This window comes from Streptomyces sp. NPDC050145 (assembly GCF_044460245.1).
Lineage (GTDB): Bacteria > Actinomycetota > Actinomycetes > Streptomycetales > Streptomycetaceae > Streptomyces.
In genome coordinates this window covers 347,693-372,441 of sequence record NZ_JBITJS010000001.1, presented here as the reverse complement: position 1 = coordinate 372,441, position 24,749 = coordinate 347,693, and the positions used below count along the sequence as shown (strand labels likewise).

General features: G+C 72.5%; 24 protein-coding genes. 9 read left to right on the top strand and 15 right to left on the bottom strand.

All coding sequences use genetic code 11. The features are described from left to right. Positions 1-29: 29 nt before the first annotated feature. The 4 genes from ACIBTU_RS01860 to ACIBTU_RS01845 form a co-directional block, all read right to left on the bottom strand. Positions 30-1,646, bottom strand: a complete 1,617-nt coding sequence (locus tag ACIBTU_RS01860; protein ID WP_399123905.1) for an FAD-dependent oxidoreductase — start codon at positions 1,644-1,646, stop codon at positions 30-32. A 95-nt stretch (positions 1,647-1,741) separates the two neighbouring features. Further along, the gene (locus ACIBTU_RS01855; protein ID WP_399123904.1) at positions 1,742-2,710 is read right to left on the bottom strand and encodes a diiron oxygenase; all 969 of its coding nucleotides are present in this window, start codon (positions 2,708-2,710) and stop codon (positions 1,742-1,744) included. 74 nt (positions 2,711-2,784) lie between these two features. Continuing rightward, complete coding sequence (locus ACIBTU_RS01850; protein WP_399123903.1) at positions 2,785-4,353, bottom strand: flavin-containing monooxygenase; 1,569 nt, start codon at positions 4,351-4,353, stop codon at positions 2,785-2,787. A 247-nt stretch (positions 4,354-4,600) separates the two neighbouring features. Beyond that, positions 4,601-5,029, bottom strand: coding sequence for an OsmC family protein (locus ACIBTU_RS01845; RefSeq protein ID WP_399123902.1), 429 nt, complete (start codon positions 5,027-5,029; stop codon positions 4,601-4,603). A gap of 148 nt (positions 5,030-5,177) precedes the next feature. Between ACIBTU_RS01845 and ACIBTU_RS01840 the strand changes: the two genes are divergently transcribed. After that, complete coding sequence (locus ACIBTU_RS01840) at positions 5,178-6,683, top strand: alpha/beta hydrolase (protein WP_399123901.1); 1,506 nt, start codon at positions 5,178-5,180, stop codon at positions 6,681-6,683. Here the strand turns inward: ACIBTU_RS01840 and ACIBTU_RS01835 are convergent. Together ACIBTU_RS01835 and ACIBTU_RS01830 are read right to left on the bottom strand one after the other, a co-directional pair. Then, complete coding sequence (locus tag ACIBTU_RS01835; RefSeq protein WP_399123900.1) at positions 6,671-6,979, bottom strand: hypothetical protein; 309 nt, start codon at positions 6,977-6,979, stop codon at positions 6,671-6,673. The two genes, ACIBTU_RS01840 and ACIBTU_RS01835, sit on opposite strands and share 13 nt — an antisense overlap. Before the next feature lie 61 nt (positions 6,980-7,040). Beyond that, positions 7,041-8,018: a zinc-binding alcohol dehydrogenase family protein gene (locus ACIBTU_RS01830; protein WP_399123899.1), complete on the bottom strand. Its 978-nt coding sequence runs from the start codon at positions 8,016-8,018 to the stop codon at positions 7,041-7,043. Between the two features lie 103 nt (positions 8,019-8,121). On the opposite strand from ACIBTU_RS01830, the gene ACIBTU_RS01825 reads away from it, so the two are divergent. Then, positions 8,122-8,472 (top strand): ArsR/SmtB family transcription factor, encoded by a 351-nt coding sequence (locus tag ACIBTU_RS01825; protein WP_399123898.1) that lies wholly within the window; start codon positions 8,122-8,124, stop codon positions 8,470-8,472. Between the two features lie 41 nt (positions 8,473-8,513). Here the strand turns inward: ACIBTU_RS01825 and ACIBTU_RS01820 are convergent, their stop codons facing one another. Together ACIBTU_RS01820 and ACIBTU_RS01815 are read right to left on the bottom strand one after the other, a co-directional pair. Beyond that, positions 8,514-9,158, bottom strand: a complete 645-nt coding sequence (locus ACIBTU_RS01820) for a dihydrofolate reductase family protein (RefSeq protein WP_399123897.1) — start codon at positions 9,156-9,158, stop codon at positions 8,514-8,516. A gap of 101 nt (positions 9,159-9,259) precedes the next feature. Continuing rightward, positions 9,260-9,724: an SRPBCC family protein gene (locus tag ACIBTU_RS01815; protein ID WP_399123896.1), complete on the bottom strand. Its 465-nt coding sequence runs from the start codon at positions 9,722-9,724 to the stop codon at positions 9,260-9,262. Between the two features lie 46 nt (positions 9,725-9,770). On the opposite strand from ACIBTU_RS01815, the gene ACIBTU_RS01810 reads away from it, so the two are divergent. Then, complete coding sequence (locus ACIBTU_RS01810; protein ID WP_399123895.1) at positions 9,771-10,376, top strand: TetR/AcrR family transcriptional regulator; 606 nt, start codon at positions 9,771-9,773, stop codon at positions 10,374-10,376. Here ACIBTU_RS01810 and ACIBTU_RS01805 read toward each other — a convergent pair whose 3' ends face one another. Then, the gene (locus ACIBTU_RS01805; RefSeq protein WP_399123894.1) at positions 10,377-11,084 is read right to left on the bottom strand and encodes a GNAT family N-acetyltransferase; all 708 of its coding nucleotides are present in this window, start codon (positions 11,082-11,084) and stop codon (positions 10,377-10,379) included. A gap of 97 nt (positions 11,085-11,181) precedes the next feature. Beyond that, positions 11,182-11,631 carry a DUF4345 domain-containing protein gene (locus tag ACIBTU_RS01800; protein WP_399123893.1) on the bottom strand — a complete coding sequence of 150 codons (450 nt, stop codon included), beginning with the start codon at positions 11,629-11,631 and terminating at the stop codon, positions 11,182-11,184. 101 nt (positions 11,632-11,732) lie between these two features. Between ACIBTU_RS01800 and ACIBTU_RS01795 the strand changes: the two genes are divergently transcribed. The 3 genes from ACIBTU_RS01795 to ACIBTU_RS01785 all read left to right on the top strand — a co-directional run bounded on the left by ACIBTU_RS01795 (position 11,733) and on the right by ACIBTU_RS01785 (position 15,486). Further along, entirely contained in the window at positions 11,733-12,386 is a 654-nt protein-coding gene (locus ACIBTU_RS01795; protein ID WP_399123892.1) for a TetR/AcrR family transcriptional regulator, read from the top strand. A 113-nt stretch (positions 12,387-12,499) separates the two neighbouring features. Then, a complete protein-coding gene (locus ACIBTU_RS01790; protein WP_399123891.1) occupies positions 12,500-14,779 on the top strand; it encodes an MMPL family transporter in 2,280 nt (759 codons plus the stop codon). A gap of 212 nt (positions 14,780-14,991) precedes the next feature. Then, positions 14,992-15,486: a GtrA family protein gene (locus tag ACIBTU_RS01785; RefSeq protein WP_399123890.1), complete on the top strand. Its 495-nt coding sequence runs from the start codon at positions 14,992-14,994 to the stop codon at positions 15,484-15,486. Here ACIBTU_RS01785 and ACIBTU_RS01780 read toward each other — a convergent pair. Together ACIBTU_RS01780 and ACIBTU_RS01775 are read right to left on the bottom strand one after the other, a co-directional pair. Continuing rightward, positions 15,474-16,601, bottom strand: coding sequence for an ABC transporter substrate-binding protein (locus ACIBTU_RS01780; RefSeq protein ID WP_399123889.1), 1,128 nt, complete (start codon positions 16,599-16,601; stop codon positions 15,474-15,476). The two genes, ACIBTU_RS01785 and ACIBTU_RS01780, sit on opposite strands and share 13 nt — an antisense overlap. 76 nt (positions 16,602-16,677) lie before the next feature. Then, positions 16,678-17,697, bottom strand: a complete 1,020-nt coding sequence (locus tag ACIBTU_RS01775) for a MerR family transcriptional regulator (RefSeq protein WP_399123888.1) — start codon at positions 17,695-17,697, stop codon at positions 16,678-16,680. Between the two features lie 94 nt (positions 17,698-17,791). Between ACIBTU_RS01775 and ACIBTU_RS01770 the strand changes: the two genes are divergently transcribed. Then, the gene (locus ACIBTU_RS01770; RefSeq protein WP_399123887.1) at positions 17,792-19,357 is read left to right on the top strand and encodes an alpha/beta fold hydrolase; all 1,566 of its coding nucleotides are present in this window, start codon (positions 17,792-17,794) and stop codon (positions 19,355-19,357) included. An 86-nt stretch (positions 19,358-19,443) separates the two neighbouring features. On the opposite strand, the gene ACIBTU_RS01765 is transcribed toward ACIBTU_RS01770, so the two are convergent. The 3 genes from ACIBTU_RS01765 to ACIBTU_RS01755 form a co-directional block, all read right to left on the bottom strand. Then, entirely contained in the window at positions 19,444-19,812 is a 369-nt protein-coding gene (locus ACIBTU_RS01765) for a peptidase inhibitor family I36 protein (protein ID WP_399123886.1), read from the bottom strand. Between the two features lie 150 nt (positions 19,813-19,962). Further along, positions 19,963-21,489 (bottom strand): helix-turn-helix domain-containing protein, encoded by a 1,527-nt coding sequence (locus tag ACIBTU_RS01760; RefSeq protein WP_399123885.1) that lies wholly within the window; start codon positions 21,487-21,489, stop codon positions 19,963-19,965. 135 nt (positions 21,490-21,624) lie between these two features. Beyond that, positions 21,625-22,563, bottom strand: a complete 939-nt coding sequence (locus ACIBTU_RS01755) for an alpha/beta fold hydrolase (protein ID WP_399123884.1) — start codon at positions 22,561-22,563, stop codon at positions 21,625-21,627. A gap of 9 nt (positions 22,564-22,572) precedes the next feature. On the opposite strand from ACIBTU_RS01755, the gene ACIBTU_RS01750 reads away from it, so the two are divergent. Together ACIBTU_RS01750 and ACIBTU_RS01745 are read left to right on the top strand one after the other, a co-directional pair. Then, positions 22,573-23,046 carry a MarR family winged helix-turn-helix transcriptional regulator gene (locus tag ACIBTU_RS01750; protein WP_399123883.1) on the top strand — a complete coding sequence of 158 codons (474 nt, stop codon included), beginning with the start codon at positions 22,573-22,575 and terminating at the stop codon, positions 23,044-23,046. A gap of 300 nt (positions 23,047-23,346) precedes the next feature. After that, on the top strand, positions 23,347-24,636 hold the full coding sequence (locus tag ACIBTU_RS01745) for a DUF5933 domain-containing protein (RefSeq protein WP_399124215.1): 1,290 nt from the start codon (positions 23,347-23,349) through the stop codon (positions 24,634-24,636). The last annotated feature ends 113 nt before the right edge of the window (positions 24,637-24,749 follow it).

Genomic DNA, 24,749 nt, shown 5'->3' with positions numbered 1-24,749 from the left:
CGGGGAGGGCGCTCGCGTGCCGGTCGTCGTCAGGCCGTGACGGCCTGGGTGTTCTTCGCGGCGCGGTGCAGGGACTCCGTGTCGGTGAACTTGACGCGGGGGCGGCCCTGCGCCTGGCCCGCCGTGCGTTCCGCGTGGTCGATGGCGTGCCAGTCCTGGAGGCCGAGGGCGTGGGGCGCCACGTCGACGGCGGACACCGGGCGGGTGAGGCGGCCGTGGGCGAAGTCGTCGAGGAGGGACTCGACGGTCTCGTGGGCGCAGGTCTTGTTCGTGCCGATGAAACCGGTGGGGCCGCGCTTGATCCAGCCGGCGACGTAGACGCCGGGTTCGACGCGGCCGGCCTCGTGCGGGACGGTCGCGGTGGCCTCGTCGAAGGGCAGGTCGGGGACGGGGCGGGCGCGGTAGCCGACGGAGCGCAGGACCAGGCCGGTGTCCAGGGTCTCGGTGTCGCCTGAGGCGAGGGCGCGTACGGTGCCGTCCTCGTCGGTGTGGAGGGTGGTGGGGTTGATCTCCAGAGCCTCTACGCGGCCGTCGCCGGTGAGGCGGGCCGGGGCGGTGAGGAAGCGGAGCACGATGCGGCGCCGGTCCTCGGACGGGGTGCGGGCGGCCAGCTGGGCGAGCAGCCGGGTCTTCTCGTCCGTGGGGGCGGCGTCCGCGTCCAGGCCTTCGGGCCAGCCCTCGACGGTGACGTCGACGTCCTTCAGGGCGGACAGGGCGAGGAGCTCGGGCACGGTGAACGCGGCCTGGGCGGGCCCGCGGCGGCCGAGGAGGACGACCTCGCGGATCCTGCTCGTGCGCAGTGCGGCGAGCGCGCGGTCCGATATGTCGGTGCGGGCGAGGGTGTCGGGGTCGGCGGTGAGGATGCGGGCGACGTCGAGGGCGACGTTGCCGTTGCCGATGACGACGGCGCGCTCGGTGTCGAGGCGGTGTTCGTCGTGGGCGCGGTCGGGGTGGCCGTTGTACCAGGCGACGAAGTCGGTCGCGGAGACACTGCCGGGCAGGTCCTCGCCCTCGATGCCGAGACGCTTGTCGGTGGCGGCGCCGACGGCGTAGATGACGGCGTGGTGTTCGCGCAGCAGGTCGGTGTGGGTGAGGTCGGTGCCGATCTCGACGCCCAGGCGGTAGCTGAAGCCGGGCTGCGACTCGATGGTCCTGAAGAGCCGGGTGACCTGCTTGGTGTCCTGGTGGTCCGGGGCGACGCCGGCCCGCGCGAGCCCGTAGGGGGTGGGCAGGCGGTCGTGGACGGTGACGCTGACGCCCGGGTGGCGCAGGAGTTCGTCGGCCGCGAAGAGCCCGGCGGGTCCGGCGCCGACCACGGCGACCTTCAACTCGCCTGCGGGCAGGGTGCGTTGCCTGGGGACGACGTACATGGGGGTGCGGTCGTCGTGCGGGTTCGTCTTGTAGTAGTCGGCGTTGAGCTGGAGGAAGGGGAGCTCGGCTTCACCGAGCGCGGTGTGGGGCTTGAGGGCGTCGACGGGGCAGGCGCTGGTGCAGGCACCGCAGTCGACGCAGGTCTGCGGGTCGACATAGAGCATCTCGGCGGTCGCGAAGCCGGGCTCGCCGGGGGCGGGGTGGATGCAGTTGACCGGGCAGGCCAGCACGCAGGAGGCGTCGGCGCAGCAGGATCGGGTGACGACGTACGGCACGGCGGGCTGGTCTCCGTTCGGGCGTTCAGCGAAGGGTGGTGCGGGTCTCGCGGGGCGTCAGCCGGCGAGCGGGGTGCTAGCCGGCGAGCGGGGCTTCAGTCGGCGAGCGGGGCGGGCTCGCCGCGGAAGCGGGCGGGGCGGCCGTCGATGCGCAGGGCCTTCCACACGGGGCGGGACACCTTGTTCATGAGGCCGAGGTCGTCCGCGAGCATGCGCACGTCGGAGAAGAGGTCGTGCAGCATCCTCTCGCCGGCCTCGGACTTCCAGAAGACGTCCTTGACGACCCAGTCCGGGATGCCGACCCGGGCGGCGTCCTTGCGGTCGGGGATCATGATGACGTCGCACAGGATCCGCATGATGAGCGGGAAGAGGACGGACAGGGCGCCGCGGCGGGCCTTGCCGAAGCGGGGGACGCGCAGGCGCAGGAACTCGTGGGCGAAGGAGATGTGCCGGGCCTCCTCCGCGATGTGGATCTGCATGATCCGCTGCGGGAGGGGGTGGACCGGTTCGCCACTGCGCAGGGCGGCCTTCTGGAGGTGGTCGATGGGCTCCTCGCCGGCGAGGATGCCGGTGAAGAAGGCCTCGGGGTAGAGGGAGCCGGCGAGCGGCAGGAAGCGGCTGACCTTGCGGAACCAGCGCTTGCCGCCCGCGGTGTCGACGCCCGTGCGGTTGACCAGCTCCTGGAACATCTGGGTGTGGTGGGTCTCTTCGGTGATCTCGTGGGTGAGATACCTGAACTCGAGGTTCTGGTTGTTCAGTTCGTAGAGGTAGTCCAGCGCGCCGCGCATGAGGATGTTCTCGAACTGCATACCCACCTTGGCGATCACCGCCCAGCGCCAGATGCCGATGCGGATCTGCGTCTCGAGGGACTGTTCCTTGTACCAGGGGTGGGCACCCAGCGCGTCCGCGGAGGTCAGCACCCAGCGGGGGTCCTCGGGGTCGACGGCGAACTCGGGGTCGTCCCACTTGATGTCTTTGAACGCGTTGAAGTTGACGTTGACGGAGCCCTCGGACAGGGTCCGCAGGCGCTCGTCGTAGACCTTCCTGGTCAGGTTCGCGGTCATCTTCGTCCTCGATCGTCGGCTCGGCGGGTGGCGGCTCGGGTGGTGCGGTGCTGCGGACGTGCGGTGGCCGGTCGTCAGGCGGCGCGGCTGGGCTCCTGTGCGGTGCCGGCGGTGCTCACGATGTCGTCGGTGTCGTTCGCGGCCGTGTCGTTCGTGACCGTGTCGTTCGCGACCGTGGGGCCCGCCTTGGCGAAGCGCAGAGGGCTGTCGTCGATGGGCGCGTCGCGGAGCATGGCGCGGTCGCGGTAGTAGTTGTTCCACAGGCGCCACGGGGCGCGGGTGCCCTGGCGCGGCATGACCTGGTCGGCGCGGGCGATGTAGCCGGAGGTCAGGGCCTCGCCCATGACGGAGAAGTCGGAGCGGTCGCCGTCGCCCGCGACGGGGGTGGCGATGTCGTGGCCGTGGCGCCGCATGTGGGCGAGCAGGCGGGCGGTGTAGTCGGCCGCGAGGTCCGCCTTCAGGGTCCAGGAGGCGTTCGTGTAGCCGATGACGAGGGACATGTTGGGCACGCCCTCGAGCAGGACGGCCTTGTAGAGGACCCGGTCGGTGATGTCGACGGGGCGGCCGTCGACGGTGAGCTCCATGCCGCCCATGAGGCGGACGCTCAGGCCGGTGGCGGTGACGACGATGTCGGCCTTCAGCTCCTCGCCGGACTTCAGGCGGATGCCGTCGGGGGTGAAGGTGTCGATGTGGTCGGTGGCGACGGACGCCTTGCCGCTCTTGAGCACCTTGAACAGGTCGCCGCCGGGGACGACGCACAGGCGCTGGTCCCAGGGCTTGTAGCGGGGGCTGAAGTGCTTCATGTCGACGCCCTTGCCTGCCTGGGCGCGGACGAGGCCGAGGAGCACCTTGCGGGCGAGGCGCGGGTACTTGCGGCAGAAGGCGTAACTCCCGCGCTGCAGCGCGATGTTGCGAGCCCGGACGATCTTGTGGGTGAGCCGGGCGGGGGCGCGCAACTTCTGGAGTACGGAGGTCAGCGGGTCGACCTCGGGCAGCGCGAGGATGTACGTGGGCGAGCGCTGCAACATGGTGACGTGCTCGGCCTCGCCGGCCATGGCGGGGAGCAGGGTGATGGCGGTGGCGCCGGAGCCGATGACGACGACGCGCTTGCCGGTGTGGTCGAGGTCCTCGGGCCAGTGCTGGGGGTGGACCATGGCGCCCTGGAAGTCGGCTTCGCCGGGGAACTCGGGGCGGTAGGGCTGGTCGTAGTCGTAGTAGCCGGTCGCGCCGACGAGGTAGCCGGCGCTGTACGACTCGTGCGTGCCGGTGCTCTCGTCCTCGACCTCGACGGTCCAGCGGCCGGTGTCGTGCGAGAAGTCGGCGCTGATCGCGCGGCGGCCGAAGCGGACGCGGTCCAGGATGCCGCCGTCGGCCGCGGCGTCCTCGACGTACTGCCGGATCTGGGCGCCGCCCGCGAGGATGCGCGCGTCGGTCCAGGGGCGGAAGCCGAAGCCGAAGGTGGGCATGTCGGAGTCGGAGCGGATGCCGGGGTACCGGAAGAGGTCCCAGGTGCCGCCGACGCGGGCGCGGCGCTCGAGCACGACGAGCGAGGCGCGGGGGTTGTCCCGCAGGACGTGGCGCGCGGCGCTGATGCCGGATATTCCTGCGCCGATGACCAGGACGTCGACGTGCTGCTGCTCCATCGCGGAGGGTCCTCACTCTCGTTCGTGAGCCCCTGGGAGTCAGGGACGGAGGGGGTCACGCCGCTCGGGGCGCTGACGGTTACTCAGACACGAGGTTCCACCTGTGCGGTACCCGCAATTTACCTGCGACACCCTGTTTCAGATACCGCCGGTAATGTGAGGTGGGTCACAGAGAACGAGCGGTTCCGTGGAGGTACGCGAAAGGCCCCGGCGGTCGCCGGGGCCTTGAAGTCGCAGGTCGGAGGGGTCAGGCGTCGATGACCTCGATGGCGACCGGCGTGCCCGCCTCCACGGTGCGGCTGACCGTGCACAGGCGGTCGTGGGAGGTCTTGACGGCGCGGGGCAGGATCGCCCGCGCCCGGTCGGCGGCCTCCCCCTCCGGGAACGCGACGGTGAAGGTGACGGCCAGGTCGGTCAACCGGTTGCCGTCCTCGTCGGCGACCTTGTTCCCGGTCACAGTGACGGAGAACGTGCCGGGCTCGGCGTGCCGGGTGGTGGCGACGTCGACGTCGGCGGCGGTGCAGCCGCCGATCGCGGCCAGGAACAGTTCGACGGGCGTGAAGGCAGCTCCGTCACCGGTCTCGAAGCTCACCGTCCCGCCACGGACGTTCGTCGCGGTGAACCGGTTCGGGGCGGTGCGCTCGACGGTGACGGAGCGCAGGGAGTCAGCAGTCATGACCCCGACGGTAACCGCCGCCCGGGGCGTACCGGGTGAGGCGCACTGCGCCTGGCGCGGGCTGAAGGGACCGGCGGGGGTAATCCCCCGTACAGGTACGGCAGTTGGCCGGATGGGAGCGCAGGCAGGCGTGCGCGAGGCTCCTCTCATGACTCCGATGAAGAGGAACTCCGCGCTCCTGGCCGCCACCGCCACCGCCCTCGCGCTGGCGACCCTCCCGCCCCTGACCGCCTCCGCATCCACGTCCGCCACCCCTTCCGCCTCGGCGGCCGCGGGCCTGGACTGGAAGAAGTGCGCGGGCACCACCGTGGACCCGCGTCAGGAGTGCGCCACCCTGCGCGTCCCCATGAACTACGCCGACCCCGGCGGTGAGCAGATCGGCATCGCCGTCTCACGGATCCGCAGCGAGAACCCGGGGGCCCGGCGCGGCGCTCTGTTCCTCGTCCCCGGCGGTCCGGGCGGGTCGAGCCTCAACGACCCGTCCGGCAAGGGGCAGAAGCTGCCGCGGTCCGTCCGGGACGCCTACGACCTGATCGGTTTCGCGCCCCGGGGCCTCGCCCCGTCCACCTCCGTCGACTGCGGGCTGGAGCACGGCGATCTGGCCCTGTCCAAGCTGCGCCCATGGCCGGCCGCCGACGGTTCGGTCGACGGCAACATGGAGACCGCCCGGCGGATGGCCGATGCCTGCGCGACCAACGGCGGCGAGCTCATCAAGCACATCAGCACCCGCAACGAGGCCCGCGACCTCGACCGCCTCCGCGCGGCGCTCGGCGAGCGCCGGATCTCCGCGTGGGGCGTGTCCTACGGAACGTACGTCGGCGCGGTCTACGCCCAGCTCTTCCCGCAGCGCACCGACCGTTTCGTGCTCGACAGCAACGACGACCCGGACCCGACCAGGGTGTCGCGCGGCTGGCTCGCCAACCACGAGCGCGGCGTGGAGGACACCTTCCCCGTGTTCGCCCGCTGGGCCGCGACGCCCGGCAATCCGCACCGGGTCGCCGACACGCCCGAAGAGGTGCGCGCCCGTTTCCTGGCCCTGGCCGCCCGGCTCGACAAGGAGCCGCTCCCCTGGCCCGGCGCCAATCCGCCCGAGCTCAACGGCAACGTCCTGCGGCAGACCATGCTCGACAGCCTCTACGACCCCGACGACTTCCCCGTACTGGCGGACCTGATGCTCGCCGCCGAGCAGGGCACACTGCCGCCCGCGCCCGACGGTCCGCCGGAGGCGGTCCTGCAGAACGTCGCCGCCGTGGGCGCCGGCACCCTCTGCAACGACATCGCCTGGCCCACGTCCACCGCCCTCTACCAGGAAGGCGTGACCAGGAGCCGGGCCGACTTCCCCCTCACCGCCGGCATGCCCCGCAACGCGATGGTGTGCGCGGCCTGGCCGTACAAGGCGCAGGAGCCCCCGGTGACCGTCACCGACGAGGGCCCGTCCACCATCCTGCTCGTCCAGAACGAGCGCGACGTCGCGACCCCGCTGAGCGGGGCCAGGAACCTGCGCAAGGCCCTCGGCCGGCGGGCCGTCATGGTGACCGTCGACTCCACCGGGCACGACGCGTACCTCGACAACGGCAACGCCTGCGGCGACGCCACGGTCTCCCGCTTCCTCGCCACCGGCACCCGTCCCGCCACCGACACCTACTGCCCCTGATCGTGCGGCTGGTCGGTGCCGTAGAAGCGGCCGCGCTCGCACAGTTCGTCGATCGCGGCGTTCTCCTCCTCGGTCAGCTGCGCGTCGAGCGCGAGGTCGATCGTCCGGCGGGCGTGGGCCAGGCGGCGGGCGACGTCCCAGTCGGCAACGAACGCGCCGACGGTGGCGTCGTCGGCCGTGCCCGCCGCCTGGCGGGAGCCGAGGCGGTCCAGGGAGACGACGAACTCGTTCAGGTCCCGCAGCATCGCGACGACCTCGCCGAGCGGCAAGCGGATCTCACGGGAGGTCAGGTCCATCGGTGTTCAGCTCCAGCTCAGTCGGTGATCAGTCAGTGATCCGTCGGCGATCAGTCGGCGATCAGTCGGCGACTCGAAGGAGCAGTTTGCCGGTGGAGGTGCGGCTGCCCATGAGTGCGTGGGCGCGGGACGCCTCCGACAGCGGGTGTTCGGCGGTGACGGGGAGGGTGACCGTGCCGTCGAGGGCGGCACGCAGGGCGCGTTCGGTGAGAGCGCGCAGGGCTGCGGGGTCCGTCTGGGCCAGGGCCAGTACGGAGAAGGCGCTGACGGAGCGGCCCTGTGCGGCGAGTTCGGCCTGGCCGGTCTGCCAGGGGGCGGCGCCGCCGGCGTTGCCGTAGGACACGAGACGGCCGTAGGCGGCGAGGGATTCCAGACCCCGGCGCAGAGTGTCGCCACCCACCGGGTCGAGGACCAGGTCGACGCCCCGGCCCCCGGTCGCCCGGCGGACGTCCGCCTCGAAGGTGTCGGGGCGGAACACCTCGTCGTAGCCGTACTTGAGCGCATAGTCGGCCTTGTCGACGCTGGAGGCGACGCCGTACACCGCACCGGCGCCCGCCGCCCGGGCGAGCTGGCCGACCGCCGTGCCGATGCCGCCGGCCGCGCCGTGCACGAGGACGGTCTCGCCGGGCTGGAGCCGGCCGACCTCGTGGATCAGGGCGTGCGCGGTGGGCAGGACCGTCGGGAGCGTGGCGGCGGTGCGCAGGTCGAGGCCTTCGGGCAGCGGGAAGACGCGTGCGGCCTGCGCGAGGACGACCTCGGCGTAGCCGCCGCCGTCCACGAGAGCGGCCACTTCCTGTCCGACGTGCAGGCCTTCGACGCCGTCCCCGATCGCCCGGACCCGTCCGGAGACCTCGAGTCCGGGCCGGAAGGGCAGGGCGGGTACGCGGTAGCCCTCGGCCCGGGCCTTGACGTCGGCGAAGTTCACCCCCGCCCAGGCGGCGTCGACGGTGATCTCTCCGGGGCCCGGTTCGGGTGCCTCGGCCGTCACGGTCCGGAGTACCTCGGGGCCGCCGTACTGGTCGAACTCGATTGCGCGCATGGGTGGTTCCACCGTCCGTGAGTGTTCGATGACTTGCGAACACTCGGAACAGTAGCAGTGTACGATCGTCATCGAACACTGCTTTTCGGAGGAGGATCGCGGGATGACCCGGCGGACCGAGGGATCGAGCCAGGCGAGCCACCGCGCGGCGCCGGTGCACACGCACCCCGACGACGTGCCGCTCGTCGCCGCGCTGTCCGCGCTCGCGGATCCCGTGCGCATCCAGCTGGTCCGCGAGCTGGCCGGGTCCCCCGACTGGGTGCTGAGCTGCAGCGACTTCGACGTGCCCGTCGGCCGGGCGGCCAAGAGCCATCACTTCTCCGTGCTGCGTGACGCCGGGCTCGTGGAGCAGCGCGACCAGGGACCCAAGCGGCTCAACCGGCTGCGCCGCGCGGAGTTCGACACCCGGTTCCCCGGCCTGCTCGCTCTGACACTGCGCGGCGACGAGGCGTAGGGCCTCTCGCTCTCGCAAGGCCTGGCGCGCGACGGGAGCCGTCAGGCGTCGCCCACGGCCCCGCGGTCGGGCGCGGACATGTCCCCCGTGGCGGGCGTGCCGTCGGCGAGGGCGTAGCGCAGGTACACGGCACCGTTCGGGGTCGCTTCCGGGGGCCCGAGCAGCGTGACGTTGGTGGGCACCTCGCCGCCGTCGAAGATCTTCTTCCCGACGCCGAGCACGATCGGGTGCAGCCAGAGGTCGATCCGGTCGAAGAGCTTCTCGTGCAGCAGGGTCTGCACGAGGTCGAGGCTTCCGACGACCTTGATGTTCTCGTGCCGGTCGCGGATCTCCCGCACCGCCCGCGGCAGATCGGGGCCGAGGTGGGTGGAGCCGGCCCAGGACAGGTCGGGCCGGCCGCGCGAGGCGACGTACTTCGGGACCCGGTTGAACAGGTCGGCGATGTCGCCGTCCTCGCCGCCCTTCTGGTGGGGCCAGTACGCGGCGAAGATGTCGTACGTGCGCCGCCCGAGCAGCAGCGCGTCCGTGCCCGCGTACGCGGCGTCGACCTGCGCCCCGACGGCCTCGTCGAACAGCGGCGCCTGCCAGCCGCCGAACGGGAACCCCGCCGGATCCTCGTCGGGACCGCCGGGCGCCTGCGCGACGAGGTCGAGGGTCGCGAACAGTTCGAGGTGGATCAGGCCCATGACGTACTCCCGTGGATTCGGCCGGTTCGTGTCCGTACAGGGATAGACCGGGACGGGCCCGCGAAATCATCGCGGCGGGACGACACGCCGCCGGACCGGCCTCAGGTCCCGGTGGCGGACACGTGGCGGTCCAGCTCCACGGCCAGCCGCCGCATCGCCGTCCCGTTGGCGCGCCGCATCGTGGCCCGTACGGCAGGTGCCAGCAGCCGGTCGGCGAGCGGCGCGCGCACCCACGCGTACGTGAACGTGACGCGGCTGCGGCCTGCGCTCAGCGGGTCGACGGTGTAGGTGCCGTGGGCCACGCGGCGGCCGCCCGCGCTGACGTTCCGCTCGACGATGCGCCGGGGCGGATCGGCCTGGACGACCTCGATGGCGACCTCGGCCTTCGCACCGGCCAGGGCGGCGGTGACGGTGGCGCGCGCACCTGTGCCCCGGTCCGGTCCGCCGCAGCGCCAGTGCGTCAGATAGTGGTCGGTGAAGCGCTCGTGGTGCGCCATGACGTCGAGGAAGTCGTAGACCTGGCCCGACGCGTGCGGAACATCGATCGACACGGTGACAGCCCTCATGTACCAAACGGTACACGTGTGATGTACCAAACGGTACAGTCATGGGGTGGCACATACAGAGGCCGTACGGGGATCAGGGCGCCGGGGCACCGAAGGGGGCCGGCGCGCCGAGCTGGTGGATGCCGCGCTCGCCCATGTCACGGAACACGGCCTCACGGATGTCAGCCTGCGCGGGCTGGGCGCCGCGATCGGGGTCAGCCACCGCATGCTGATCCACTACTTCGGCACGAAGGAACAGCTCCTGGTCGAGATCGTGCGGGCGGCGGAGCAGCGCCAGCGCGAGCTGCTGTCCCGCCTGCACGCGGACCCGGCCCTCTCCCCCGCGGACGCCGCCCGGCACCTGTGGCGACAGTTGACGGATCCCTCACTCGCCGGGCAGGAACGCCTCTTCTTCGAGCTGTACGGGTACGCGCTGCGCGGCCGCCCCGAAGCCGCGTCGATCCTGGACGGACTCGTCACGGACTGGCTGGATCCCCTCACGGCAGCCGAGATCGCCTCGGGCGCGGACCCGTCCACGGCCCGCAGCCGCGCCCGTCTGGGCCTCGCCACGGTCCGCGGCCTCCTCCTCGACCTCCTCGCCACGGGCGACCGCGAGGGCGCCGACGCGGCGATGGAGGAGTTCCTGACGATGTACTACGGCCGCTCCGCCTGATCACGGCCCCGCGAGCGCGACACTCAGCTGCCGTCCCAGCTCCTCGAAGCCCAGCGCGGCCGCGACCCGCCGGGAGGCGAGCGCCCGCGCCCGCCATTGCGGAAGCAGTCCTGCGGCGAGGGCGTGCGCCACCGCCGCCGACGCGGTCGCGCGTGCCAGACCGCGGCCGCGGGCGGCCGGTGCGGTCAGCACGCCGAGGTGGGCCGTCCGCCCCGGCCACGCGCGGTAGCCCGCGGCGGCCACGGACTCGCCGCCCTCCCGGACCACGAAGACCGGCGAGGTGATCTCGTCCAGCGCCGCCTCCCGCGCGTCGTCGGCACCGGCGCGTTCCTCCAGGCGGATCAACTCCGGGTGGTGCGGCTCCAGTTCGAGCACAGCCGGTACTGCCTCGGCAGCCGTGGCGGGCCGGAACCCCTCCTCCGTCACGTACGACAGGGCGGCCGGGCCGAGCACCCGCGTCACCGGCATCGCCTCCCGCACGGACACACCGTCCAGGACCCGCTCCAGCGGAAGCCTCGCCAGGGCGCGGCGGACCGTCGCGGCCGCGCTCTCGCTCGGGGCCGTCACGATCACCGAGCCGCCCAGCGCCACCATGCCCACCCAACCGGCCGGGCACAACGAGGAATTCGGGGAGACCACCACGTTCACGCCACCCTGCGGCGCGAACGTCACAGGCGTCCCGGCCAGCCCCTCCCAGACAGTCCGCACCCGACGCAGGAGCGGCAAGGACGGTGACAGTGGCGGCAGTTCATCCCCGGACATGGCCCGATCCTGCCAGGCGGCACCGTTCGCCGCGCGGGAGTTCTCAGCCGGCGGCCCGCCCTCCGAAGCCACCGGAGACCGCCCGCACCGTTTCGTTCTCCGGCTCCCGCGCGGCCGACTCCTCCGCCCCTGCCAGCCACAACAGGACCGGCGGCAGGACCAGTTCGATCGCGGTCAGCGCGAGCTGGAACCAGTGCGGGCGGCCCTCGGTCGCCAAGGAGAGGAGACGGGCCGCCCCGCCCAGGAGGAACGCCGACGCGAGCCAGCGGACCGGGGTCGCGGGGATCGGGTGCTGACGCGCGGCCCAGAGCCAGGCCAGGCCGTAGCCCGCGAAGCTCGCGCCCATGAAGCGGCCCCAGCTGTCCACGGTCGCACCGGCGGAACCGGCCCCGGGGATCGCCGCGTTGCCGAGTGCCACGTGGAACAGGCCGATCGCCACACAGGACCAGCCCGTCAGTGAGGTGAGCGCACGCAGAGTTCTGGCCCTGGTCATGATCCCTCCAAGCCGCCGCGGCGGAGCTTAGTTGACATGTGTCTACTTAGGCCCTCTCAGCCTCGCGCGCCGGTAGACGAATGTCAACTAAGCTGCTGACCGTGCCTCCCCGCCAGCGCCTGTCCCCCGCCGACCGCCACGCCCAGCTGCTGTCCGTCGGCGCCCGGCTCTTCGCCGCGCACCCGTACACCGACGTGCTGATGGAGCAGGTCGCGGAGGCGGCCGGAGTCTCGCGGGCCCTGCTGTACCGGCACTTCCCCAGCAAGCACGCGCTGTTCGCGGCGGTGTACCAGGAGGCGGCGGACCAGTTGCTCGCCGGGACCCGCTTCGATCCGGCCGAGTCGCTGGTGGAGCAGCTCACGCAGGGGATGGACGTCCATCTCGACTACTTCATCGCCAACCGGAACGCGGTGCTCGCCGCGAACCGGGTCCTCGCGGGCGACCCCGTGATCCAGACGATCATGACGAACGAGCTCGACGCCCTGCGCGCACGCCTGTTGGCCGTGCTCCCGCTGACGGACGAGCACGCCCGCGAGGCGGTGTCCGGCGTGCTGAAGAGCTGGCTCGTCTTCGTGCGGGTCCTCTGCGTCGACTGGCTCACGCACGAGACGTGCACGCGCACGCAGTTGCGGGATGTCTGCATCGGCGCGGCGGTCGGCGCGCTGCGACCGCTGCTGGCCGAGGATCCGGCGCCCGACTGGCCGCGCCACGGCTCGCTGACGCAGGACGCGGACCCGGCGCGCCGCACTCCGTAGGGCTCCGTCGGCAGGCTCCGCCGCGCCTCGCACTCGCCAGGACGAGGCGATCGTGCCGGGCGTTTAATGGATGAAGGAGCGATGGGGGGGGCCGATCCTCCCAGGAGCTGCGCATGTCCCGGATCCCGAGCACGTCGTCGCAGGGGGATGCGGGCCGGGGCGGGTCCCTGCGGAGGCTGGGCGAGTGGTGTGCCCGGCATTTCGTGATCGTCGTGGTCGCCTGGCTGATCGTCCTGGCGGCGCTGCAGGTGCTCAACCGGTCGTTCGGCGGCGAGTACTCGGACGACTTCTCGCTCCCCGGTGTGCAGTCCTCCAAAGGGCTCGACGTCCTGAAGGAACACGATCCGGCGGCCGGCGGGTACAGCAGCCAGATCGTGCTGCAGGACGGCAAGGATCCGCTGTCCTCGGTGAGCGGGCAGATGGGGCAGACGGTCGGCGACCTGCAGAAGCTGCCGCACGTGCTGTCGGCGCAGAATCCGCTGACGGCCGGTGGCACGCAGCCGTCTTCGAATGCAGGGCAGACGTCCTCGCCGGCGAACGTGGGTCCGCTGTCGGGTGACGGCAAGACCGCTTACATCACCGTCCGCTTCGACGTGCAGCCCTCCACGCTCGGCGACGACTACCTCGACGGCGTGGACAGCGCCGTGCAGCCGCTGCGCGCGGCCGGGGTCGACGTCGAGTACGGCGGTCCGCTCGGCGAGCTGGCCCGGCCGCCCGCGGACGACCGGGTGAGCGAGGCGATCGGCTTCGCGGTGGCGATCGTGGTCCTGATCATCGGGTTCGGCAGCGTCATCGCCGCCGCGCTTCCCCTGGTCACGGCGCTGCTCGCGGTGCTCGGCGGCCTCGCCTGTCTGGGCCTGCTGGCGGCCGCGTTCACCTTCGCGACGGTGTCGCCGACCCTGGCGACGATGATCGGCCTGGGCGTCGGCATCGACTACGCGCTGTTCATCATCACGCGCCACCGGCAGAACCTGATGAACGGCGCGGATCCCGTGCGGGCGGCGGGACGCGCGACGGCGACGAGCGGGCGGGCGGTGCTCGTCTCCGGCTGCACCGTGATCATCGCGCTGGCCGGGCTCTCGGTCTCCGGGGTGTCGTTCATCAGCAAGCTGGGCCTGGCGGCCGCGGTCACGGTGGTGTCGGCCGTCGCCGGGGCGCTCACCCTCGTCCCCGCGCTGCTCGGGCTCATCGGCGGACGCATCGACCGGCTGCGGCTGGGCCGGCCCGTCGCGGAGTCCGACGCCGATCCGGAGAAGGCCGCGCACGGTACGTGGCACCGGTACGCGCAGCGGGTGGAGCGGCGGCCCTGGTGGTTCCTGACGGGCGGGGTCGTCACGGTGGTGGTGCTCGCGATCCCGCTGCTGTCGATCCAGCTGGGCCACATCGGGGACGGCGCCGATCCGACGTCGTTCACGGACCGGCGGGCGTACGACATCATGGCGGACGCCTTCGGGCCGGGTTCCAACGGTCCGCTGACCGTCGTCGTCGATCAGACGAGTGTGTCCTCGGGGCAGCGGTCGGCGCTCGCCTCGCAGGCGCAGAAGTCGCTGAACGACGTGGCGGGAGCGGCGGCGGTGACGCCGCTGACCCCGACCGAGGACGGGGACGTGCTGGTCGGCACCGTCTACTCCAAGACCTCGCCGCAGAGCATGGCCACGACCGATCTGACCAACCGGCTGGTCGACGACACGCTCCCGCAGGCGGTCTCGGGCACGTCTGCGCACGGGTACGTCACCGGGACCACGGCCGCGCAGGTCGACTTCCGGGACATCGTGGCGCACCGGCTGCCGTTCATCATCGCCGTGGTCGTCGCGCTCGCCTTCCTGATCATTCTGATCGTGTTCCGCGGACTGCTGGTCGCGCTGAAGGCCGCCGTGCTCAACGTGCTGTCGATCGCCGCCTCGTACGGCGTGGTCGTGGCCGTCTTCCAGTGGGGCTGGGGCGGTCCCGCGCTCGGTGTCTCGGGGAAGGTGCCGATCGAGAGCTACGTGCCGATGATGATGTTCGCGATCATCTTCGGCCTGAGCATGGACTACGAGATCTTCCTGCTGTCCCGGGTCCACGAGTTCTGGATGCGGTCCGGAGACGCCCGGGCGAGTGTGGCCCATGCGCTGGAGATCACCGCGCGGGTGATCACCTGTGCCGCGCTGATCATGGTGAGTGTCTTCGCCGCGTTCATCGTCAGCGACAACATCGTGGTCAAGATGCTCGGACTCGGCCTGGCCGTGAGCGTGTTGATCGATGCGACCGTCGTACGCCTGCTGCTCGTACCGGCCGTGATGACGCTCCTCGGCTCGCATGCGTGGTGGACGCCCCGCTGGCTCGACCGGGTGCTGCCGCACATCGACACGGAGGGCGAGGACGCGAAGGAGTCCGGCGCCGCCGCCACCTGACGGCACGGCCGGTGCACGGCGGCCGTTCACGCGCAGTCATTGCAACGGTCGAGGCCAGATCTGTTGCGTTAGATCCAGACCCATTGCAACAACTTTCCTGCTCCTAGCTGGAGTTATCCAGACAGTGCGCAATAATTGCGTTGCCATCCCTTCGAACGCAACGTAGCGTTTCCCATGTCGAGAACACAGGGGTGCGAGCAAAGGGGTGGGACATGGAATCGCTGCAGAGCCGGTCACCGTCGGCACCCGGCGCCGTCGTCGCCTTCGCCCGCTTCACCCTCTGCGGGGGCGGAATCGGCGTCGCCTCCAGCTTCGCCGTGGCCGCGCTGGCCTCCTGGATCCCCTGGGTGCTGGCCAACGCGCTGATCACCGTCGTGTCGACGCTGCTCGCCACCGAGTTGCACGCCCGGTTCACCTTCGGCGCGGGCGGGCACGCCACCTGGCGGCAGCACGCACAGGCCGCCGGATCGGCGGGCGCCGCGTACGTGCTGACCTGCCTGGCGATGGTCGTCCTGCATCAACTCGCCCCGGACGCGAGCACCTTCACCGAGCAGGGCGTGTACCTCACCGCCTCCGCGCTCGCGGGGACCGCCCGGTTCGCGGTCCTGCGCCTGGTGGTCTTCGCCCGCAACCGGGCGCGGACCGTGGCGACTCCGGTCGGATCCGCCGCACCGGCCGCGCCCGCCGCGCTGTGTCAGGCGGCCTGATCGCCGCGCAGCACCCGGAAGCGGTCCGGGGCCGCCGGATCCCGGTCGACGACCTGGATCGGCGGCCAGGTCCACTGCCACACGTGACTGCCCGGCGGCCGGGTGAAGCGGATGCGTCCCCGGGTGCCTTCCGTGTCGACGAGCGGCCAGGACTTGGCGATCAGGTCGCGGTCGACACCGTGGGAGCGGAACACGTCGGTGAGCGCCGCGATCGTGTCGTAGCCCTCGAACGCCACGAAGGAGGGTCCTGAGGGCAGGTGTGCACGCAGTTCCTGCTCGACCCGCGCACCGAGAGGTGTGAGGGTCTCGGGCAGGTAGCGCAGGAACGGGATTCCCGCACCGTCGGCGCCGAGCAGCCGGCCCCATTCCGCGAACTCCGGCTGCCCCGCCGGAGCGCCCAGCAGGAGGCCGGTCAGGCGGGAGTCGGCGCGGACGGCCTTGACCAGGGGCACGGCCGGTTCCGGGTGGCCGACCAGGAGGAGCAGCGCGGTGGCGCCGCTCTCGGCCAGCGCGTCGCAGAGGGCCTCGGGGGCGAGACCGGCCGCGTCGAGCGTGGTCACCGTGCCGCCGTGGGGCGCCATGCGGTCGCGGAGGATCTCGGTGCCGGACGCCCAGTACACGCTCGGCTGGGCCGCGACGGCGATCTGGGTGTGACCGCCGGACAGGAGGTGGTCGGCGTAGAGGCGCCAACCGCGGGACTGCGGCGGGGCGATGCGCGCGACGTGGTCCGTCGGTCCGTCCGTGACAAGCGCGTCGAGGACCGCGGACGAGCAGAGGTACGGAACGCCGAGCCCGGAGGCGGTCGTTGCGGCGGTGCGGGCGACGACGCTGTGGTACTCCCCCACCACGGCGGCCACGCCCGAGGCGGCGAGTTCGGTGACCGCTGCCGCCGCCTTCTCCGGGTCGGCCGCCGTGTCACGGACGTCCAGGGCCAGGGGGCGGCCGCCGATGCCTCCGGAGGCGTTGACGTCCCGTACGGCCAGCTCCAGGCCCGCGAGCAGGTGTCGGCCCGCTTCGGACCAGCCGGGACGGGTCAGGGGGACGAGCGCGCCGATCCGGACCGGGGACGCGTCGGGCTCAGCGGCTTGCGCGCCGGAGTGTGTCGGGGTGACCATGCCGGTCATTTGATCCGGGAGCCGCGCGCGGAGGCAAGCCATTAACTCCCGGTCCCCCACGGGAATCCCGGGCGGCTCAGGCCGCCCCGTGCTCGACCTCGTCGTCGAGGGCCGCCCGCAGCCAGTCGTGGGCCGCACCGGGGGTGGGTTCCGGGCGCGCACCGGCCGGGGTGATCACCTCGGTCACCAGCTCCCAGTAGCCGTCGAGGCGCGGGTCTCCGGCGAGCTGCCGGGCCAGTTCGCGGCGGAAGGCCGGGGTGTCGCGGCACTGGCGCACCCGCGCGTAGGTGTCGACGAACCCGTCGAGCGCCTCTCCCGGTCGCGGGGTCCGGCCCGCCCGCAGGTGGACGCCCGCCAACTCGTACGCCTCGGCCAGCCCCGCGTACAGGCCCGCCACCTCGCGCGGGCCCGCCTCCCGGTGAGCCGTGGGCTGGGTGGGCCGGGCCGGTGAGCACGGCCGGGAGACCATCGCGTGCAGGCGGGCGAAGGCGAGGACCTGGCCGGGCCGCGGCGCGTCGGGCACCTGCGGCACCGCCGCGTCGAGGAACGCCGAGGTCGCCTTCGCGGGCATCCGCACCGGCAGCCAACCGCGCCAGAACCGGGCCAGGGCGTCCGTGGTCGGCGGACTGCCGAGCGAGCCGACCAGGCGCAGCATCGCGGCACGCTCACCGGGCGCGCTCCGCTGGACGAGCTGGAGCGCCGCCTCCTGCCAGCGCAGTGCCTTCAACTGCCCGCCCAGTGTGTGGAGTTGTTGCGCCACGGCGTCGGTGAACGCGGTGTCGGCGGCCGCCTCCTCGCGCTCGCCCTCACCCTCGCCCTCTTCCTCGTACGGGTCGTCGCGATCGGGGCCGGACCCGGGATCGTGCGCGTCCAGGATCGGGCGGATCTGCGGGAGCGCGAGGCCCAGGCCGCGCAGGGACCGGATCAGCCGCAGCTGGTCCAGCGCCTCGGGGCCGAAACGGCGGTGGCCGCCGCCGCTGCGTTCCCGTTCCGGCAGCAGGCCGCTCTCGCAGTAGAAGCGCACCGTCTTCACCGTCGTACCCGCACGCTCGGCGAGCTCCCCGATGCTCCACCGTCCGTCGTCGTCCACCCGCACTTGAACCTCCCTCAGGGGGAGTTTCTAACCTACCGGCGGCCGGGGACGCACGCCGCTTCTCCAGGCCACCAGCAGACCGAGCGGGGAGTGTGACATGAGCGTGTTCATCGTGGTCCCGGGCTTCTTCACGGACGCCGAGACATGGGCGGAGCCGGCCCGGCGGCTCACCGAGGCCCTGCCCGGGGCCGAGGTCCGTGTCGTCGGCCTTCCCGGTGCCGACGCGACGGCGGGCGGCGTCACTCTGGACGCCCACATCGAGCGGGTCGTCGACGCTGTCGACGCCGCCGGGGTCCCCACGGAGCGGGACGTCGTCCTCGTAGGACACGACTACGGCGTCTTTCCCGCGCAGGGGGCCGCCGACCGCCGGGCCGAACGCATCGCCCGGATCGTCTACATCGACTCCCCGATCCCCGCCGACGGGACCCCGGCGCTGGCCGCCGTGCCCGACCAGTCGCTGCGGGCCTCCTTGTTCGCGCAGGGTGCGGAGCACAGCGCGGAAGCGGCCGACGGGGTGCCGGTGCCCGCGCCCGGGCAGTGGCAGTACTGGGGCAGCACCCGGGACCTCTCCGACGCCGCGCTCGAACGTCTCGGCGCCGCGGCCGCGCCCCACCCCGTCGCCACGCTGACCGAGCCGCTGAAGCTGTCGGGGGCGGCCGCCGGCATCCCCACCACCGGCATCCTCTGCCACTACAACGGCGCCTCGATCGAGACCGTACGGATGCGGATCCGCTTCGGCGATCCGATGCTCGCCGCGCTGGTCCGCCCGGACGTCACCTTCTTCGAACTCCCCACCGGCCACTGGCCGATGCTCACCCACCCCGACCTGCTCGCACGAACCCTGATCGCCGCGGCGGCGGGAGAGGGCGAGCGACTCGACGCGCCGCCGGCCGACCCGGAGACCGCGGCCCGGGCCGCCGAGGCGCCGGGCACCTTCCTCCTCGACGTACCGCCGCTGCCGCGCGAGCGCCACGGCAGCCTCGATCTGTACCTGCCCGAGGGAGGCGAGAACGCGACCGGACTTCCCCTGCCCGCCGTCCTGTTCATCCATGGTGGGCCCGTGCCGAAGGGGGTCGAGCCGACACCTCGCGACTGGCCGGCCCTCACCGGGTACGCCCGTCACGCGGCCTCGCTCGGAGTCGTGGGCGCCACGGTCGATCACCGGCTGCACGACGTGACCGACTATCCGGTGGCCGCCGCGGACCTGGCCGACGCCGTGCAGGCACTGCGCGACGACCCGCGCGTCGACGGCGACCGGATCGCCCTGTGGTTCCTGTCCGGCAGCGGGCCCCTGACCGCCGAGTGGCTCGACGGGCCGCCGTCCTGGCTGCGCTGTCTGGTCGCCTGCTACCCGATCATGGCGCCGATGCCGAACTGGGGCGTGCCGGCCGGGCGGTTCCGTCCGGCCGAGGTGGTCGGCGAGGCGGGCTCACTGCCCGTCGTCGTCCTGCGCCCGGAGCTGGAGCAGCCGGTGTTCGCGGACACGGTCGACCGCTTCCTGCGGGCCGCCGACGACACGGAGGAGGCGGTGGTCGAGGTCATCGGGATTCCCGGCGCGCGGCACGGTTTCGAGGGCCTGGACCACACGGAGGCCGCGCGGGACGCGGTGCGGCGTGCGGTGGCGTACGTCCTCGACCGGCTCGGGGCGCCGGGCGGCGCCTGACGGTCACACGCGCACGGCCCGGCGACCGAAGTCGCCGGGCCGCTCCGCACTCCCCCTCGGGTGGTCGGACCCTCGATGGTCAGGTGTCAGCAGCCGGTGCGCCAGCGGACGGCGTCGACCTCGATGGCGGGCCTGATCCTCGCGCTGTACCCGCCGGGCCCGTAGCAACGCCACTTGTTGCTGTTGTACTTCACCTTGGCGTACGCCGGACCCTGGGACCGGTCGCCGTGGTTCCAGATCGACTCGATGCCCTTGAAGTTGTGGTTCGTCTTCCCCCAGATCTTGTAGACCTTCCCCCGGCCGTTGGGCTCCGTGTAGAGGCACACCGCGCCGAGCGGGCACTTCTTCCACGCCGCCCGGTCCGCCTGCTGCGGGCCGCTGTCCAGCGCGGTGGCCGTGCCCACTCCCGAGACGAGCAGGGCTGCCGCGCCGAGGCCGATCCATGTGGTCTTCATGGTCGTCCTCATGGTCCTGATTCCGTGCATGGTGGTGCTCCCCGTTCCTGTTGCCGGTCGAGCTTTCGGACTGGTTCGACCGTAGGACGCGGGACCGTTCGCACCCCATGTGCACGGTGCTCGACTTGCGGCTCGGATCGTGCACGGTGCTCAGCCGGTGCGGCTCGCGGTGATGCGCAGGGCGTGGACCACGTCGTGGACTCCGGTGCCGAGCGTGAGCAGGTCGAGGCCCAACTCGGCCTCGGCGGCGCGCAGATGGGTGCGTACGGTGTTGCGGCTGATGCCGAGGGTGTGGGCGGCCCGCTGGGCGTCGGTGTCGGCGTCGATCCAGGCCTCGAGGGTGCGGCGGTGCCGGTCGGCGAGGGGGCTGAGCCGGCTGTGGGCCCAGGCAGCGGCGCGTTCCGTACGGAGGATGTCGTCGAGGGCGGCCGGAGGGCCCGGCGGCGGGTCGGCGGCGCACGGGGTGCGGGTGGCGTCCAGGGCGAGGGCGAGGTGGAGTGCGGCGCGGGCGCGTACGTCGCCGAGGTCGACGGCGAGGGCCTGTTCGACGCGCCGGATGTGGGCGGCGACCGTGTTGCGGCTCAGTTCGAGGAGCCGGGCGACCGCGACGCGCGGCATGCCGAGGGAGAGGAGGGTGATGTCGGCGCTGATCCTGGGGGCCTGCCCGAGGGGCTGGAGGAAGGCGCGGGCCCAGGCCAGGGCCGGTTCGCGGGGCAGGACGCCTTCGAGGGGGCTGCGGCCGTGGTGGTGGGCGACGCGGTCGGGGAGGGTACGGGCCGCGGAGAGGGCGTGGGCCGCCTGACTGTAGGCGGCCGCGGTGTCGGTGAGGGGGTGAGGTGCGCTGACGCCGAGGGCGTAGTGGGGGTTGTCGTGCACGAGACGGTGCAGGGTGGCGGCACGTCCCCGCGCCCGGCCGGGAACCTCCCGCCCAGGTCCCTCGCCGTCGGCGTCGGCGATGAGGCAGATCAAGTGCTCCTTGAACACCGGGCATTGGACCATCAGGTCGGAGCCGTGGTAGCCGGACGGGTCCTGGAGCGCGAGAACGATGCGTTCGCGGTCGCCGGGCGGGCAGTGCAGGAGATGGAGGCGGAGCCGTCCCGCTTCCAGGAGCGGGGGCACCGCGCCCGTGGTCATCCGGCGGGCCAGCAGGACATCGCCGGAGAGCAGCGCCTGGAGCACGGCGAAGCGCACCTGGCGGGCCTTGGCCTGGTAGCCGCGCCAGGTGCGGTCGCCGTCCCCGGCCCGGCGCAGGAGTGCGAGGACTCCCGCGGTGTGGGCGAGCGCGGCGGTCGCGTGCGGGGTCGGTTCCCCAGGGGCGGCCGCCACCAGGACGGGGTGGGGTGCGAACGGGCCGAGCGCCTCGCAGCGGACGTGGAGACCGGCGGCCTGGGTGGCGGCGGCGCCGAGGGTTCCCGCCGCGAGCCGGCGCAGCAACGCGGCAAGCGGCGGCAGCACTTCGCGCGGGAAGGCGCGGGTCGCCTTCTCCACGCGGCCTGTCGCGCCGTCGACCAGAGCGGTGTGCGTACCGGTGTGGCGGTGCAGCCAGTCGAGGATGCGCCCGGGATCGGGGTCGGTGTCGCCGCGGGCGGCCTGGCGGTGCACCTCACGCAGCAGTGCGTCGAGTCCGCCGTCCCTGTCGCCGGCCGCGGCCGGCCCGCAGCCACCGGTGTCCTCCATGGCCCCGCCTCCCCCTCGGTCGTACCGCCTCGAAGGAGGCCGTGCCCAGGAGGGCGGGCAGCGAATCGGGACGACGGGGGTGAAGGCGGCGGATCCAGAGGGGTTCAGAGGGGGTTCAGAGGGATTCAGAAGCAGTCAGAGGGCGTCGAGGAAGTCGAGCAGGATCTCGTTGAACCGTTCCGGCTGTTCGAGGTTGGTGTAGTGGCCGGCGCCCTCGATGACGACGGACCGTCCGTCGGGGACGGTGTCGGCGAGCCGGCCGGCGGCGGCGAGGAGGTCGTCCGGTTCGAGGGAGCCGTTGACGGCCAGGACGGGCACGTCGATCTTGGGGACGCGGGACCAGGTGTCGGTCATCGGCGTGTGCAGGTTCGGTTCGCCGGGGCTGTGCTTGGACAGGGTGTGCAGCGCCATCTCGCGCAGGCGGCGCAGGACGGCGGGGTCCATGTCCTCGACCCTGCGGTGCGCGCCGGGGACGACACGCAGGAACGCAGCGAGCCAGCCCTCGATGTCACCGGCCGCCATGGTGCGGGCGTACTCGGCGAGGATCTCCCGGTACCAGGGGTCGGTGTACTGGAATTCACTGGTCGCGGCGCCGCAGGCGACCACGGCCCGCACCAGGTCCGGGTGTTCGAGGACGGTGTCGGTGGCGATCGCGCCGCCCATCGAGAGTCCGACGAGCACGGCGGGGCCGGCGTCGAGGTGGCGCAGCAGCGCGGCGAGGTCGTCGGCCCAGCGGAACGGCTCGGTGGCGTTGGCCGAGAAGCCGTGGCCGCGTACGTCCGGGGCGATCACCCGGTGACGGGCGGCGAGGGTGGGGATCTGCGCGTCGAAGAGACGGTGGTCGACGAAGCCGGCGTGGAGCAGGACCACCAGGTCCCCGGCGCCCGCGTCGAGGTAGGCGAGGTCTCCGTCCGCCGACCCGAAGAAACGCAGACGGCCCGTGTCACGTCCTGAGGCACGGTCTGAAGCGCGGTCCGAGGCAGATTCCGAAGCAGGTTCTGAAGCACGGTCTGAAGCGGCATTCATGACAACCAAGGTGTCATCTTGAGAGCCACTTGGCAACCCAGGTGTCATGATGTCGAGGTGACCGCTTCCGGAGCCCCGCTCCCTCCCGACACACTCGGCCGCCGCCTCACCGAGGTCTACGACCTGGTGGGCCCGCTGTACCGGCGCGCCCAGCGCAGCGTCGAACACGGCCTGACGCGCGACGGCCTGAGCGTCGGCGTGCGCGCCGTGCTCACGCTGCTGCGGCGCAACGGGCCGATGACCGTGCCGCAGATGGGCCGGGCGCAGGAGATCAGCCGGCAGTTCGTGCAGCGCATGGTGAACGAGGCGGCGGACGCCGCTCTCGTCGAGAGCATCCCGAACCCGGCGCACCGGCGCTCCTCGCTGATCCGGCTCACGGCGGCGGGCGAGGAACGCATCGACTCCGTACTGGACCGCGAGCACGCGCTGCTCCGGCAGGTCGGCGGCGATCTGACGGAGGCGGATGTCGCCACGTGCCTGCGGGTGCTCGGCGCGATGCTGCACTCGCTCGACCACGTGGACGCCGACTGACACCACCCGCCCGCCACCCACCCGGCACCCGTCCCGGGCCGGAATCAGCGGCTCCGGTGCGGTCACGGACGATTCCCTGTGATGCCCCTGTCAGGCAGATCTCCCTGCCGTTAGCATGTTCGAACTCATGACGATCACACCGATCGCATGCCCTTCACCGGAAATTCATGCCATACCGAGCCGACAGATGACCGAGCGCCCCGAACCCACCGATGAGTCAGGCAAGTGAACACCACACCACCACGAATACCTTCACAGCGGCGCGGCGAACTCCCCGCTCCCCGGCAACGGACACGCACCCTGCTCTGGTCGGCGGCGGGCGTGGTGACGCTCGTCTTCTTCGTCGCACTGGAGATCGTGGCGCGCCGGTACGGCCAGCTCGGTCCGCTCACCGTCCAGGCGCAGGAGATCGTCCTCGTGCCGCGCTCGGGGCCCCTGCTCTACGCCGGTCTGGCCCTGACGATGGTGGTGCTCACCTGGCGGCAGCGGGCCGTCGCGCTGGCCTGTGCGGTCGGCATCGACCTGGTGTTCCTGCTGGTGCGCCTCGTGGTGGGCGGCGGTCTCCAGTTCGGCAACGGCGCCCTGTGGGTGACCCTCGGCATCGCCGGCCTGGCCGTCGTGCGCCGGACCGGCGCGGAGCGGCTCCTGCTCCTCAAGGGCGTCGGGCTCGGCATGCTGCTGGTGCTCGGTCACAAGACGGGTGACACCTGGCTGCTCATCACGTCCAAGACCCGCCCGGAGGTCCTCGACCCCTACGTGGCCACCGCCGACCACGCGCTCGCCAACCCGTCCTGGCTGGTCGGCCAGGTCGTCGAGGCCACGAACCCGTTCAGCGGCCACTTCCTGCACCTGGTCTACGGCCAACTGCCGCTCGCCGCGGCCCTCGTGGGCCTGTACCAGCTGCGCAACGTGGCGGCCGAGCGGCGCTTCCCGGCCCATCACCTCGTCCGCACGTTCCTCGCCATAGGTCTGCTCGGTCCCGCGATCTACATGATCTTCCCGGTCGTGGGTCCGATCTATGCGTACGGCGCCGAGGGCGGCCAGTGGGCGGCGGCCAACGTGTGGCCCGACGCGCTGCCGGCCATCGGCGTCCCGCACCCGATCCCGTTCGACGAGATCACGCCGCGCAACTGCATGCCGAGCCTGCACACCGCATGGGCGACCAGCCTCTTCGTCCACACCCGCAAGGGGTCGCGCGGCATGCGCTGGGCGGGCACGTTCTGGCTCGTCGCCACGCTCGCCGCGACCCTCGGCTTCGGCTACCACTACGGAGTCGACCTCGTCGCCGGAGTGGTGTTCGCCCTCACGATCGAGGCGGCCATGCGGGCGTTCGCGCACGGCTGGGACGTCTCGGCGACCCGCCTCGTCTCCTACGGCACGGCGGTCTTCACGGCGCTGCTCGTCGCGTACCGCTGGCTGCCGACCGAGATGGCCGCCTACCCGTGGGCCTTCGGCCCGCTCCTGCTCGCGCTGCTCGGTTCGGTGATCGCCCTGTACGCGCGGACGACGGCGCTCTGGGACGCGGCGGAAACGGTGCCGGTCCCGAAGCCGGCGGCGCGCCCTGCGGACGCCCAGCCGGAACTCGCCTAGCTCGCGGCTCCCTCCGCCCCCGGGGCCGCAGCACCGGGGGGGGGGGGGGGGGGGGGGGGGGCCGCCGGCGCCGGGGGGGGGGGGGGGGGGGGGGGGGGGGGGGCGGGCGGGGT